Source organism: Pseudomonas sp. 05N433 (genome assembly GCF_056396925.1).
Genome location: NZ_JBFTML010000032.1, coordinates 40,486 through 54,175, shown reverse-complemented (window position 1 = coordinate 54,175; position 13,690 = coordinate 40,486). Strand labels below are relative to the sequence as shown.

At 59.1% G+C, this 13,690-nt stretch carries 14 protein-coding genes; 8 read left to right on the top strand and 6 right to left on the bottom strand.

Going from position 1 to position 13,690, the window contains the following annotated elements:
• Positions 1 to 232: 232 nt before the first annotated feature.
• Both AC1DIS_RS17760 and AC1DIS_RS17755 read right to left on the bottom strand, forming a co-directional pair.
• On the bottom strand, positions 233 to 658 hold the full coding sequence (locus AC1DIS_RS17760) for a GNAT family N-acetyltransferase (protein WP_018929784.1): 426 nt from the start codon (positions 656 to 658) through the stop codon (positions 233 to 235).
• Between the two features lie 47 nt (positions 659 to 705).
• Complete coding sequence (locus AC1DIS_RS17755) at positions 706 to 1,560, bottom strand: LysR substrate-binding domain-containing protein (protein WP_064618384.1); 855 nt, start codon at positions 1,558 to 1,560, stop codon at positions 706 to 708.
• Positions 1,561 to 1,664: 104 nt separating this feature from the next.
• Between AC1DIS_RS17755 and AC1DIS_RS17750 the strand changes: the two genes are divergently transcribed.
• Both AC1DIS_RS17750 and AC1DIS_RS17745 read left to right on the top strand, forming a co-directional pair.
• On the top strand, positions 1,665 to 2,306 hold the full coding sequence (locus AC1DIS_RS17750) for an FMN-dependent NADH-azoreductase (protein ID WP_477748731.1): 642 nt from the start codon (positions 1,665 to 1,667) through the stop codon (positions 2,304 to 2,306).
• 405 nt (positions 2,307 to 2,711) lie between these two features.
• Entirely contained in the window at positions 2,712 to 2,987 is a 276-nt protein-coding gene (locus AC1DIS_RS17745) for a hypothetical protein (protein WP_138867785.1), read from the top strand.
• A gap of 433 nt (positions 2,988 to 3,420) precedes the next feature.
• Here AC1DIS_RS17745 and AC1DIS_RS17740 read toward each other — a convergent pair whose 3' ends face one another.
• Positions 3,421 to 4,011: an Lrp/AsnC ligand binding domain-containing protein gene (locus AC1DIS_RS17740; protein WP_477743225.1), complete on the bottom strand. Its 591-nt coding sequence runs from the start codon at positions 4,009 to 4,011 to the stop codon at positions 3,421 to 3,423.
• 21 nt (positions 4,012 to 4,032) lie between these two features.
• Complete coding sequence (locus tag AC1DIS_RS17735) at positions 4,033 to 4,893, bottom strand: LysR substrate-binding domain-containing protein (RefSeq protein ID WP_018929776.1); 861 nt, start codon at positions 4,891 to 4,893, stop codon at positions 4,033 to 4,035.
• A 251-nt stretch (positions 4,894 to 5,144) separates the two neighbouring features.
• Here AC1DIS_RS17735 and AC1DIS_RS17730 point away from each other — a divergent pair, with 251 nt between their 5' ends.
• From AC1DIS_RS17730 to metC, 6 genes are all read left to right on the top strand, one after another.
• Entirely contained in the window at positions 5,145 to 5,987 is an 843-nt protein-coding gene (locus AC1DIS_RS17730) for a transporter substrate-binding domain-containing protein (RefSeq protein WP_477742931.1), read from the top strand.
• 65 nt (positions 5,988 to 6,052) lie between these two features.
• Positions 6,053 to 6,775: an amino acid ABC transporter permease gene (locus tag AC1DIS_RS17725; protein WP_477742932.1), complete on the top strand. Its 723-nt coding sequence runs from the start codon at positions 6,053 to 6,055 to the stop codon at positions 6,773 to 6,775.
• The gene (locus tag AC1DIS_RS17720; protein ID WP_111453457.1) at positions 6,765 to 7,553 is read left to right on the top strand and encodes an amino acid ABC transporter permease; all 789 of its coding nucleotides are present in this window, start codon (positions 6,765 to 6,767) and stop codon (positions 7,551 to 7,553) included. The genes AC1DIS_RS17725 and AC1DIS_RS17720 overlap by 11 nt, the downstream gene beginning before the upstream one ends.
• On the top strand, positions 7,540 to 8,376 hold the full coding sequence (locus tag AC1DIS_RS17715) for an amino acid ABC transporter ATP-binding protein (RefSeq protein ID WP_477780995.1): 837 nt from the start codon (positions 7,540 to 7,542) through the stop codon (positions 8,374 to 8,376). The genes AC1DIS_RS17720 and AC1DIS_RS17715 overlap by 14 nt, the downstream gene beginning before the upstream one ends.
• A 17-nt stretch (positions 8,377 to 8,393) precedes the next feature.
• Positions 8,394 to 8,990: a cysteine dioxygenase family protein gene (locus AC1DIS_RS17710; RefSeq protein ID WP_477742935.1), complete on the top strand. Its 597-nt coding sequence runs from the start codon at positions 8,394 to 8,396 to the stop codon at positions 8,988 to 8,990.
• Positions 8,987 to 11,746, top strand: coding sequence for a cystathionine beta-lyase (metC, locus tag AC1DIS_RS17705; protein WP_477742936.1), 2,760 nt, complete (start codon positions 8,987 to 8,989; stop codon positions 11,744 to 11,746). Before AC1DIS_RS17710 ends, metC begins: the two co-directional genes overlap by 4 nt.
• Here metC and AC1DIS_RS17700 read toward each other — a convergent pair.
• Together AC1DIS_RS17700 and AC1DIS_RS17695 are read right to left on the bottom strand one after the other, a co-directional pair.
• Positions 11,743 to 12,930, bottom strand: a complete 1,188-nt coding sequence (locus AC1DIS_RS17700) for an MFS transporter (RefSeq protein ID WP_258612259.1) — start codon at positions 12,928 to 12,930, stop codon at positions 11,743 to 11,745. The genes metC and AC1DIS_RS17700 overlap by 4 nt on opposite strands.
• A 53-nt stretch (positions 12,931 to 12,983) precedes the next feature.
• Entirely contained in the window at positions 12,984 to 13,682 is a 699-nt protein-coding gene (locus tag AC1DIS_RS17695; protein WP_064618362.1) for a dienelactone hydrolase family protein, read from the bottom strand.
• Between the last annotated feature and the right edge of the window lie 8 nt (positions 13,683 to 13,690).

Here is a 13,690-nt window from a genome sequence, read left to right as displayed (position 1 = left end):
AAGTTCGTGTGTTATTGGCTCACGACACCTCTCACGACCCGCCTCTGGCGGTCGTGGTAGTCGTGGTCAAGGCAATTCGTGGCTGATTCATAACGCTGACAGTAGCTGCACGGCACCGGGTTGGCAAATGAGCGCATGAAGGTGAGGACTGATTCACCATCGTTAAGGTTCGCTGTTGGCCGATAGCCGTCCGCTGTAAAGCACAACTAACGGCCCTGGATCGAAAACGCGGTCAGCACAACAACTTCTGGTAATAGAGCCGGGTATGTCCTGGTGGATAGTCTGCCAAGCGTCCGAATTCGGAGTAACCCAGTTTTCGATAAAAACCGGGAGCCTGAAAGCTGAAGGTCTCCAACCAGATACCAATGCAGTGTTTTTTCTGCGCGACTTCTTCAGCCATGCGCATTAGCCGTTCTCCGATACCCTGACCGCGCATTGACTCGGGAACGCTGACAAGATCGATGAGCAGCCATCGATAAGAGATCTTGCCGTACAGCCCACCAATAACTTCGTTACTGTCAGCGTCTCGTAGCAACAGAGCAAAAGTTTCATAGGCGTCGTCGCCACCGTTGGCCAGGTTATGGGCCAGCAATGGGGTCAAAATGCCTAGTCGCTCTGCTTCGGTCGCATTTTCCGAAAGCTGGATTTCTACAGACATGGCGCTCTCCCTGAGCAGTGAGTAACGGGGTCAACAAGGTATGATTCTTAAGTYCTGCGCGCAGAGCAATACTCCACAATGAGTTGAGTGACCGCTGCCACAATCGCCTGATCCGCTTCAGGAGCGCTGAACAACCGAAACTGCGCATCGGGCAAATCCGGCAATCCTTGTTCCGCACCAAGAACCGCCAGTCCTTGCCCCAACTGGCTGACTGGCATGGGCGCTACCGCGAAGCCAGCAAGCGCCGCGGCTCGCAATCCGGCCGTGCTGCTGCACAACATCGCCGTTCGTTGGGCGATCCCCGCCCGAGCCAGTTGTGTCAGGGCCACCTCGCGATAAGGGCACGGCTCGGGGAACAGGGCCAGCGGCAACGGCGTCGGTAACTCGGTAACGGGCTGCGCCGACCAGGCCCACACCAGCGGTTCTTGCCATAGCAGCAGCCCCGTGTCGCTGGTTTCGCACAGAGAGCCGATGACCAGTTCCAGATGCCCTTGTTTCATCGAGGCCAGCAACGTGCCCGGAATGCCCACCTGCACGTCGATCTCCATCCCCGGGTACTGCGCCGCGAAATCCTGAAAAGTCCGCATTAATCGCGATTCGACAAAGTCTTCGGATACCCCGATCCGCAGCCTCCCGTGAAACGGCGTGCGTGTCAGTTCTGCCCAGGCATCACGGTTCAGCGCGAGGATCGTGCGCGCATAAGCCACCAGGCGTTCGCCATCGGGCGTCAGTTGCTGGGAACGGGTGGTACGCCTCAACAGGGGTTTACCAATCTGTTCTTCCAGTCGTCGCACGTGCCCACTGACCGCGGACTGGGTCAGGTGCAGCTTCTCGGCTGCACGGCTGAAGCCTTCTTCATCGACGACCGTGACAAATGTCTTGAGTAGCAGAGCATCGAACATAGTTTGATACGTGATTAATGGCTTATTTATTTACGATTTATATTCCAAATAAAACTATGTTGCAATGTTTGCCGCCCCCCATCTCCCATTACCCGAGGCGTGCCATGACTACTCTTCTGCATATCGAATGTTCCCCGCGCAAACAGCGCTCGGCCTCCCTTGAAGTCGCCCGCAGCTTCATTGCGCGCTATCAGGAAAACACCCCGGACACCGAAATCATCACCCTTGACCTTTGGACCATGGCGTTGCCGGAGTTCAATGATCAGGCGATGGAGGCCAAATACGCCGGACTCAACGGCACGTCCTTGACCCCGGCGCAAGACGACGCCTGGAACACCTTGAAATCGCTGGCCGCGCATCTGCACAGCGCGGATGTGCTGGTGATGTCCGTGCCACTGTGGAATTTCAGCATCCCGTACAAACTCAAGCACTTCATCGACCTGGTGTCGCAGAAAGACATCCTGTTCAGCTTCGACCCGGAGCGCGGTCTGGAAGGCATGCTGCACAACAAGACCGCTGTGGTGATGTATGCCCGCGGCCTGGATTTTTCGGCGCAGTCGATCACCCCGGCAGAGCGCTTCGACTTCCAGAAGCCCTACGTTGAAGCCTGGCTGAAATTTATCGGCGTTACGGATGTGCACTCGGTAACTGTAGAGAAGACCATCCTGGGGGAAGACGTTGACCTCTGCGCGCGTGAGGTCGCGACTCAGCAGGCCAGGAGATTGGCGGATAGTCTTGGTCGCTGAGGTTACAGAATCTTTCGCACGAAGAGGCCTGTTGGTCCCCCCCAGTCACGGGGGCCAAGAGCAGTCATTGGACAGAGTGATGGCCCTGTACTAGCATCACCCAGAATGATGCCTATTTGAATTGAGTTGCCACGAACGCCTTTAGATGGATCGTTAGAAGTAGTAGGAGTAGTCCATGGACGAAAGAACTTTCTACGATAGTGGTAAATTAAAAGTCACTGGCGTGAGATCTGTCGTCAATGATCATATCTATACTTTATCGCCTGTGAACTCAACCTGATTGACCCCAGTAGCCATTGGCGCTTATTTGCTTGTCTATTCAAAAGCGGGGGGGTGGCGGTTCCCTCCTGCTCATCTCAGTCTCAGTAGTTCACTTAATGATTGCTTTAATCAGGATGGGGTCACATGATGCTACTCATAATTACCTGCTCAATTGTTATTTCAATGATGTTTGGGGCGCTATTTTACATCGTAAGGCAACCATTAAACCCAAGAAAAACTTTGCAAAATAGTATTTATAGTGGTGTCGCATTTACTGCGCTGGTAAGGCTTGTTGCAACAACTAATAAAGTTAACTCATCTATTCTCGTGCTTGTTGCGGCGGCGATAGGGGTTGTTGTCTGTTTTTTTCTTGGTTGGTCTTTGATTGGTATAATAAAAGAGAAAAAAGAAAGCGCTTGAGAAAAGCAGGAAAGGATTTATTTGGTGAGACTGGTGAGGAGGTTTTTGCTGGACAAACGAGCGCTGTTTCTGGATCGGCTGGATGTCCGTGGTGATGAGCATGAAAATGGTTTTTTTGGTTTCTAAATTTTTAGCTGGGACTTCTGGTGTCTTACTGCTTTTTTTATCGAAATAGCTTGTTTGTTCAATATGCGGGGGAGGGCACGAAAAATCCAGACGCGACACATCAAGTCCTGATCAATAATCACGGGGCTTATTCATATATAACCTCGACGCAATCTGACCATCTTCGTATGTTGATTTTGGCAGCGGCTGCTTTATTTGCAGTAGCGATCGCCATCGATCTTTTACAAAAGAAATACCGTCGTTAAATTACAGAGGAAATGGGGCGCAGCCCCCCCCAGCGCTATAGTTGCGCATCCTGCACCGTAGGCTATTCAACGTCCAACGGGATATTCAAACCCAGCTTCACGGTGCTCATCGAAACAAGGGTTTTGAAGCGTTTGACGTTATTGTTCTCAAAGAGCAACTCGCGGGTCAGGTCGGTGTACTGCTGCATGCTCCTGACCGCGAGGATCAGCACGAAGTCCCACTCGCCCGCGACGTAGTAACGCTGCTGCACTTGCGGACACGCGGCAAAGCTTTGCTTCATGGCATCCAGCAAATCTATCCGCTCACTCTCGACCTCGACCTCAGCAATTATCGTCAGCGGATGCCCCATGGCCGCTGGCTCGATCACCGCGATGGTCTTCTTGATGACGCCACTGGCGCTGACCAGGCGTTTGCTCTGGCTCGCCGACAGCACGGCCACACCTTCGAAAGCCCGATGCTCGAGAAGCGCTGTCACCGAAACCTTCAAGCCTTTGGCAATTTTGCACAGTACTTTGATCGACGGCACGCTGCGTCCGGATTCGATCTGCGCCAGCATCGCCCGACTCACGCCGCATTGCCGGGCCAGAGCGTCGAGGGACAAATGGCGCTTGCCCCGCAGCCGTTGCAGGTTCTGCGCGACCCGCTCGCAGATCGGGTCTTCTGAATGGCCGCGTCAAAGCCCTCGACTGCTCCTGATCAACTCATAGGCCCGACGCACCAGCGGGTTCACGGTGTTGGGCCGAATCCACAAGTGGTAGGTCACGTCCGGCAGCCGTGGCAGGCCATCGTTTTCGCCGAGCACGCGCATATCGGGGCCGAGCATTTCCATGCTTCTGGGCGTGACACCCAACCCGGCACGCGTTGCGGCCTTGATGCCAATTAGGTTCGACGCCAGGTACGCCTGGCGCCATGGAATATTCGCGCGCTCCAGCGCTTCCAGGGCGTAGCGACGATAGATACTCGGTTCATCCACCAGAATCAGCGGCAAGGGTTCTTCGGGCGTATGAATGTACTGTGCCGAGCAGATCCACCACACCGGTGAGGTGCGCAAGGCGAAGCCTTCGAGCGTCGGGTCTTCGCGGGTAGAGATCACCATGTCGACCTTGCCCCGGTGCAGGTCATCCATCAGAAACGGGCTGCGGCCGACATCGATCTCCAGGCGCAAGCGCGGGGCCGAGCGGGCGATGTGGCTGAGGATCGGCGGCAGGATGGTGTCGGCGATGTCATGGGGCGAGCCGATCCGCAGCACACCGCTCAAGTTGCTTTCGCGCAGGGAATTCAGCGCATCGTCGTTGAGCGAAAGCATCTGCCGCGCATGACGCAACAACTGCAAACCGGCTTCGGTCAGTTGCTTCTGGCGTCCGCGCTTCTCGAACAGACTCACCCCCACTTGTTGTTCCAGGCGTTGCATGTGCTGGGTGACCGAGGATTGTGTGCGGGCCAGTTGCGCGCCGGCCTCGGCAAAACTGTGGTGATCGACCACGGCAATGAAGGTGCGCAGTAATTCGAGATCGAGGGTGGGTGAGGTCGGCATGGCCATTTCCGGGGCTATTTTTATATCAAGGCTGTAAACATAAACATTACATTTGTTTATGTGTTTTTGGCGATATTTTAGTGTTCAGGTCGGGAGTGTCAGTAATTACGGGTGTCTTGAAGGTTGTTACTTGGAGTAAACACAGCAAGTTATAACGATATTAGATATTTGAATTTCCGTTACTTGAGGACTGTACCTAGGATGCCGCCTCATCAGGTCGGGGAACGCCGATCATCCATGAGGGGAAATCCATGTTGCTTGAGCGCTCACCTGTAAAACGATGGTTGCCTGTGATGCTGGGCGCCTTGATCTCATTGGCTACCAGTGCCGGGGCTCAGGCTGATGCCACGCTGGACAAGATCCAGCAACGGCATGTGCTGACGGTGGGGGTCGTACTGTCCGGCGGCCCCTTCGGCAGTATCGATCCGGGTACTCAGAAACCACGGGGCTTGAATGTCGACCTCGCTCAGGAACTCGGTCGGCAGTTGGGCGCCGAGGTGCAACTGGTGCCGGTATTGCCCGCCAACCGCGTGCAGTTTTTGCAGCAGGGCAAAGTGGACTTGCTGATCGCCAACATGGAATGGACCGCCGAACGCGGTGAGATCCTCGGTTTTGTGCCAACGCCTTTCTACCGTGTCGGCGGTACCGCGGCGCTGCTCAAGGACAGCAAGATCACCCGTTGGGAAGACCTCAAAGGCCAGCCCGTCTGCACCTCCCAGGGCAGCAGCTACATCAAGCCGCTCACCGAGCTGGGTGTGGAGATCAAGGCGTTCAAGAGCTCGTCGGAATCCTTGCTCGCACTGCGTGGCAACAACTGCGTCGCGGCAGTGCATGACGCCACGCTGATCAATCCGCTGATTGCCGACAACGCCGAATGGCAGGGCTATCGCGCGCTGAGTCCGGAGCTCAACCCGGCCCCTTCGGTGATCTGGACCCGACCTGGCGAACGCGACACCCAGGCCCGGCTCGACCCCATCGTCAAGGAACTGCACCGCAGCGGCTGGCTGATCGACGCCCAGGCCCGCAACCGCATCACCCCTGCGTCACCGGCCTTGGTGGAGTTGCAGAAACAGTTCCAGGCCAACGGCGCCTGAGCGGTTCACCTTATCGTTTTCAACAGGCAGTCGAAGAACTCGGCGGTCGCTCAAGGAATCACCGGATGGAACTGTTCGTCCACTGGGCCGCCGGATTCGGCCTGAACTACGGCTTTCTGCTGGACGCTTATCAGCGCGGAACCCTGGAGAAGGGCGCGCTGACCACGGTGCTGCTGTGCCTGTTCACCATCGTCGGCAGCCTGCTGGCGGGGGTCGGTTTGGCGGCGATGCTGACCTCGGGTAAAACCTGGCTGGCAAAACCTGTGCGGGTGTTTGTCGAAGTCACCCGCAACACGCCGACCCTGGTGCAGCTGTATTGCGCATTTCTGGTGCTGAACATGCTGCTGACCCAGGCCGTTGGCGCGGCCAACCCGCTGACGCCGTTCGCCTGGGTGGTGATCGTGATTTCGCTGCACAAAGGTGCGTTTCATGCCGAAGCCTTGCGTGCCGGGATCGAAGCGGTGCCGGCAGTGACAATCGAGGCGGCCAGTTCGCTGGCGTTCAGCAGTCGCCAGTTGTTGTGGAATGTGCAACTGCCACTGGCCTTGCGCTTCGCCTTGCCATCGCTGATCAACAATCTGATCGACCTGGTGAAAATGACCGCCGTCGCCTCGGCCATCGCCGTCGGCGATATCACCTACGCGGCGATCATGATCTGGACCCAGAGCGATAACGTGTTGGAGCTGATGATTCTGATCCTGACGTTTTTCGGCCTGCTGAGTTTTACCGTCAATTGTGTGGGGCGCCTGCTCGAAGCGCGCCTGAGGATGCCCGGTTATGGCCATTGAATCGTCCGTCACCGCGCCGCTGGCCTGGCCGCGTCGGCATGTCGGCAAGTTGCTGCTGTTGGTGGGGGCCGTGCTCTGGCTGGTGTATTTCGCGCCGCACAGCCCGGTACTCAAGGCTTTGCTGCAATGGTCGCCAGCCTTGGTCGTCGGGTTTGGCCAGAACATTCTGATCAGTCTGGTGGCGATCGGGCTGGGCTCGTTGCTGGGGTTGTTGGTCGGTGCCCTGACGTTGTCGCCGTTGTGGCTGCTGCGCTTGCCGGCGCGGATCTGGGTGCAGATTTTTCGCAACGCGCCGTGGCTGGTGCTGATCTATTTCACCACCTATGTGTTCCCGTTCGAGATCCACATCGGCAGCGCTTATGTCGCGTTCCCGGACTGGGTCAAGGTCACGATTGGCCTGGCGTTGCCGGCGAGCGCCAATGTTGCGGAGATCTTCCGTGGTGCCGTCGCCTCGATCCCCAGTACCCAGTGGGAAGCGGCGCGATCCCTGGCTTTCACTCGCGGGCAGATTTTCCGCTCGATCATCCTGCCGCAGTGCTTCAAACGCATGTTGCCGCCGTGGATGAACCTCTACGCGGTGATCACCATGGGCACCGCACTGGCGTCTTTGGTGGGCGTGCATGACGTGATCGACACCGCGCAAATCGCCAGCAACACGGTGAACCTCACCGGCTTCACTGTGGTGATTTACCTGAGCCTGCTGGTGCTGTTCTTTGCTTACTGCTACCCGATTTCCCGACTCACCCAACGCCTGGAGCGACGTTATGCCTTCTACTGAAACCGTCGCCGAACCCTTGGTCAGCCTGCGCGACCTGCACCTGTCATTTGGCAGCAACCCGGTGCTCAAGGGCATAGACCTCGACGTGCATCGCGGCCAGGCCGTGTCGATCATTGGCCCGTCCGGCTCCGGCAAGTCGACGATCCTGCGCTGCATCACCGGCCTGTTGCAGCCCCAGCGCGGGAGCATCCGCGTCGGCGCCACCGAGGTTCACACCCTGGCCCAGGAAAGCCAGCGTATCGAATTGCGCAAGCGTGTGGGGTTTGTGTTCCAGCAGTACAACCTGTTTCCGCATTTGTCGGTGCTGGAGAACCTGGTAATCGCCCCGCGCAAAGTGCTCGGGCGCAACCGCGCCGAGGCCGAAAAAGACGCCCGCGCCTTGCTGGCCAAGGTGCGCATGGAGCACAAGGCCGATGCCTATCCGGGGCAACTCTCCGGCGGTCAGCAACAGCGGGTGGCGATTGCCCGGGCGTTGGCCATGCGCCCGGAACTGATTCTGTTCGATGAGGTGACTTCTGCCCTCGACCCGGAAACCGTTGGTGAGGTGCTTACGGTGATTCGCGAACTCACGGAAGAGGGCATGACCTGCGTGCTGGTGACCCACGAAATGCGTTTTGCCGAAGAGATCAGCGACATCGTCTACTTCACCGAAAACGGCGTGATCGTCGAGCGCGGTAGTGCCGAGCAGATCTTCCAGCACCCCACCAGCGAGCGGACCCGGGAGTTTCTGCGTCACGCCCTGGGCGATCCGGGACGCCGTCCCCGTGTCGCCAACGATCCGTATCTGTTGAGTAACCTGAGCCRCTACAGCCTGTCCGTCTAATACCGAGGAGTCTGTTCATGAGTACCAATAGCCGTGCCGCCGTCATCGAGGATTTCCTCAAGAAAATCCGCGTCATCCATCAGCGTGGCGTCGACCGCGCCGCGTTGACGGAGATCGTCGCCTTGCTCGAAACCCTGGCCGAGCGCCGTGATCTGTTTAATTTCGACGCGTTCCCGGCGCCCGTGCCGGGGCAGGGCAGCACCGCGTTCCGCTACCGCCTCAACGACGATGGCGACACGCCGACGCTGTACCTCAACTCATTGCTGCCGGGTAAAAGTACGATCCCGCACAACCACGAAACCTGGGCGATCATCAGCGCCATCGAAGGTCAGGAAATCAATTACGTCTACACCCGTGATGACGAGGGCCGCGAGCCTGGGTTCACCACGTTGCACCTGGAAAAAGAAGTGATCGTGCATCCCGGCACGTCGATCTCGTTTCTCGGTGAAGACCTGCATGGCATCCGTGTCGAAGGCGAGCAGCCGACCCTGCATTTCCACCTGTACGGTTTGCCGCTGGAATCGCTCAATGGCCGTTATGGGGTCGAGGCCGACGGGCGCATTCTCAATTACAACGCCTCGCAAATGGCGCCGTCGATCAAGGCCTACACATGAGCCAGACCGTAACCCCAGGGCAACTGCAGCAATGGCTGTTCGACGGGCAGGAAATTGCCCTGTTTGACGTGCGTGAGCATGGCCAATATGGCGAAGCTCACCTGTTTCACGGGGTGAACCTGCCCTACAGTCGCCTGGAGCTGGAGGTCCGACGCCTGGCGCCGAATCCTCAGGTGCGGCTGGTGATCTATGACCAGAACGGCGGGGACATCGCGGTGCGCTCTGCTCGGCGTTTGCAGGCGCTGGGGTACAGCTGCGTGCATATTCTCGACGGCGGTGCCGATGCCTGGCAGGCGGCAGGCCTGCAACTGTTCGCGGGTGTGCATGTGCCGTCCAAAGCCTTTGGCGAGTTGGTGGAAGAGGCCAGTGATACACCGCATGTCACCGCCAGGCAGCTGGCTGAATGGCAAGCCCGGGGCGAGCCTCTGGTGGTGCTGGACGGTCGGCCGTTCGACGAATACCGCAAGATGACCATCCCCGGTTCTGTCTGCTGCCCGAACGGCGAGCTGGGCTATCGCGTACAGGATCTGGTGCCGGACGACAGCACGCCGATTGTGGTCAATTGTGCCGGTCGAACCCGCAGCATTATTGGCGCCCAGACCCTGATCAATCTGGGATTGAAGAATCCGGTCTACGCCTTGGAAAACGGTACGCAGGGCTGGTACCTGGAAGATTTCCGGCTGGAACATGGCAGCACCCGCCGCTATGCCGATGAGGTGTCATCCAAGACCTTGCCGCAACAACGCCTCGCCGCGGTACAACTGGCCGCACGGGCCGGGGTAAACACCGTTACGGCGGCGCAGGTCGAGCAGTGGGCCGAGGAGGCCGCACGCAGTTTGTTTCTGTGCGATGTGCGCACCGCCGAGGAGTTTGTCGCCGGCAGTTTGCCCGGTGCGCAACACACGCCGGGCGGACAGTTGATTCAGTCTACCGACCTGTATATCGGCGTGCGTCAGGCGCGGTTGGTGCTGATCGACAGCGATGGCATACGGGCGCCGATCGTTGCCAGTTGGCTTCGGCAGTTGGGGCATGAAGCTTATGTGCTGGAAGGTGGGGTGAGTAGCGGTCTGGCATTGCCCGCGCTTGAGGTATCCGTTCACGAAACATTGCCCGTGACCACCGCGCAAGCCCTGGCCGATGCGTTGAAGGATGACGCGGTGGCATTGATTGACCTGCGCCCGAGCATGACCTTCCGCAAAGGTCATATCGCCGGCTCGCGCTGGTCGATTCGTTCGTTGCTGGCAAGTGAAGTGGCCGGTGAACAGCGACCCCTGGTGTTGCTGGCCGATGACCCGCAGCTGGCAGCGTTCGCGGCGCTGGAATTACCCGATGTTCAACGTGCGCAAACCCGGCTGTTGAGCGGCGGCGTTGACGCCTGGCGCGAGGCGGGTTTTGCGTTGCAAGAGGATGCCAACACGCCGCCGGATCAGCAGTGCATCGATTTTCTGTTCTTTACCCATGATCGCCACGCCGGTAACAAAGACGCGGCTCGTCAGTACCTGGCTTGGGAAATCGGCCTGTTGGCGCAAATGAGCGCAGACGAAATCGCCAGCCTGAAACCGCTGCGCGCGCCGTCTCAAGCGACTCGTGATGCGCGGGTGCGTACCCGTCTAGTGCAGGCGGCGCGTACCGAAAAGGGCAGTGGCAGTCGAGGTGTCAACGTGCCCGTCACTCGTTTGAGCACGGTGCTGTTCGACAACCTGGCGCAGATGCGCGATGCCCGTGCTCGCCGTGACCGGGAGCGGGTGCTGAGCTATGGCGCTCGGGGCAATCCGACCGCTTTTGCCTTGGAAGACCTGGTGACGGAGCTGGAAGGCGGTTATCGCACCCGCTTGTTTGGCACCGGGCTGGCGGCGGTGGCGCAGACGTTCCTGGCCTACCTGCGGCCCGGCGATCATGTGCTGATCACCGACGCGGTGTATGCGCCCGTGCGGCGTCTGGCTCGGGAGCTGCTTGGGCCGTTCGGCATCCAGGTCGGCTACTTCGCGCCTGACGGCAGCGGCCTGCAAGGGCAACTGCAAGCCAATACAAAAATGGTCTACACCGAAGTGCCCGGCTCGCTGCTGTATGAACTCAGCGACCTGCCGGCCATCGCCGCACTGTGCAAACCACGGGGCATCCTGCTGGCCGTCGATAACACCTGGGGTTCGGGCTACCTGTACCGGCCGCTGACGCTGGGCGCGGACATCTCGATCATGGCGTTGACCAAGTACCTGTGCGGCCACAGCGATGTGGTCATGGGCAGCGTCTGTACCCGGCAAGAAGTCTGGCAGCCGCTGGCGTCCATGAGCGACACCTTTGGCAGCGCCGTCAGCCCTGACGACGCCTGGCTGGTGCTGCGCGGCGCCCGAACCCTGGCGCCACGCCTGGAGGTGCACGAACGCCAGGCCCTGGAAATCGCTCATTGGCTACAAGCGCAACCGCAGGTGAAACGGGTGTTCCATCCGGCGCTGGCCGATCATCCCCATCATGCCCTGTGGCGACGGGACTTCACGGGCAGTAACGGCTTACTGTCCTTCGAACTGCGTGATGCCGACGCTACGTATGTAGAGCGCTTCATCGATGCGTTGCAAGTGTTTGGTCTGGGCGCGTCCTGGGGCGGCTATGAAAGCCTGGTCACCGTCGCCGACACCCAGGATCGCAACAGTGCGGCAGATCGCGCATTGAACCCGGTGCTGCGGTTGCACATTGGCCTGGAAGATGTCGACGCGTTGATCGAGGATTTGCAACGCGGGTTCACCGCGATCGAGGACTAGGACTTGCGCAACAGGAGCAACGCCAACGCCGCAGCCGCCAGCACCGCCCCGGCGATGAAAGTGCTGGCGGAGCCCGAGGTTTCCCATAGCGCGCCAGCCAGTACGCTGGCGATCAACAGGCACACGCCGCTGATCAGATTGAACAGGCCGAAGGCCGTGCCCCTGAGATGCTCGGGTGCAGTGTCGGCGATCAGCGTCGCGAGAATGCCCTGGCTGAAGCCCATGTGCAGGCCCCACAGGGCTACGCCCGCCAGCATGGTCATGATTGAATCCGCTTGCGCCAGCAGCAGGTCCGCCAGGATCAGCAGCCCCATGCCGACACACAGCAACTTGGTGCGGCTGATCCGGTCGGACAACCAGCCGGCAGGGTAGGCCGACACCGCATACAGCAGCGACATGACCACCATCACCATTGGCACCCAAGTGGCCGTCAGGCCTGTCTGCTGCGCTTTCAAGACCAGAAAGGCCTCGCTGAAACGGGCCAGCGTGAAGAGCCCGCCGACGATCACTACCCACCAGTAACCCCGGGAAAACTCCCGCAGAACCTTCCAGTGGATAGGCGAGCGAAAGGTGTGTTTCCCGGCGACATCGGTTGGTTCTTTGACTCCACCGACAATCAGCGCCACCGATATCACCGCCGGGATCACCGCAAACCACAACACCAGATGGATCTGCCCGAGCCAGAGCATCAGCACGATCGCCAGAACCGGACCCAGAATCGCCCCCACGGTGTCCATCGACTGGCGTAAGCCGAAGCAGGCACCACGGATTTCGGCGGGGGCGACATCGGCGACCAGCGCATCGCGCGGCGCGCCACGAATGCCTTTGCCGATGCGATCCAGAAAGCGCGCGGTAAATACCACATCAACCGAGTGCGCGAGGGGAAACAGCGGCTTCGACAACGCCGCCAGACCGTAGCCCATCAACAGCAGGCCTTTACGCCGGCCGATAAAGTCGCTGATGGCGCCGGAGAATATCTTGACCACCATCGCCGTCGCCTCGGCGATGCCCTCGATCACCCCGACGGTCAGTGCGCTAGCGCCTAAAGTGGTGACCAGAAATACCGGCAACAGGCTGTGCACCAGCTCTGACGAAAGGTCCATGAACAGGCTGACAAAACCCAGGGCCCAGACCGTGGAGGGGATACGCAGTGAGGCTGGTCTGGGTTTTGCTAGGTTGTCCATGCTGGTTTCCGGGCTGAATACTCATCGAGTATTGATAGCGCCAACCTCGGCTATCAAAGGTTCTGACTTAAAAAGATCAACGTATTGCCATGCGCCTCGGCCGCCGCCCGTTGGTTGTAGCTGTCACGGTGCGAGCAGTTGAAACCATGTTCGGCCCCCGGATACACCTCGATATCGACATCGTCGTTGAACTCGAAACGCTCGGCGATTTGCTTCACGGCGTCGATGGGGATGTGGCTATCCTGTTCGCCAAAGTGCATCAGCAGCGGCACCTTGATTTCACTGGCCCGATCCAGTTGGTTCTGAATGCCGCCGCCGTAATAGGCGATCGCCACGTCGACGAAACCGTTGGCTGCGGTGTTGTACGACAGCATGCCGCCGAAGCAGTAACCGATGGAGGCGATCCTGCCGTCGAGCCCGGTATGCGTCTTCAGGGTATCGATGGCCAGTTTGATGTCAGCCTGGGCTTTATAGCGGTCGGTGGCGTTCATCAATTCGACGGCGCGTTTCCAGCCGGCTTCGTCGTAGCCCAGTTCGATACGGTGGCCGTGGCGCCAGAACAGATCCGGCGCTATGACCAGATAGCCATCGGCGGCGTATTGCTCGGCGACCGAGCGGATGTGCTCGTTGACCCCGAAGATTTCCTGAATCAGCACGATCCCCGGCCCTTTACGGGTGTGGGGGATGGCCAGGTAAGCGCCGAAGGTGCCTTCGGGGCTGCTGATTTCGATCCATTGGCTGGTTACGCTCATGATGGCTC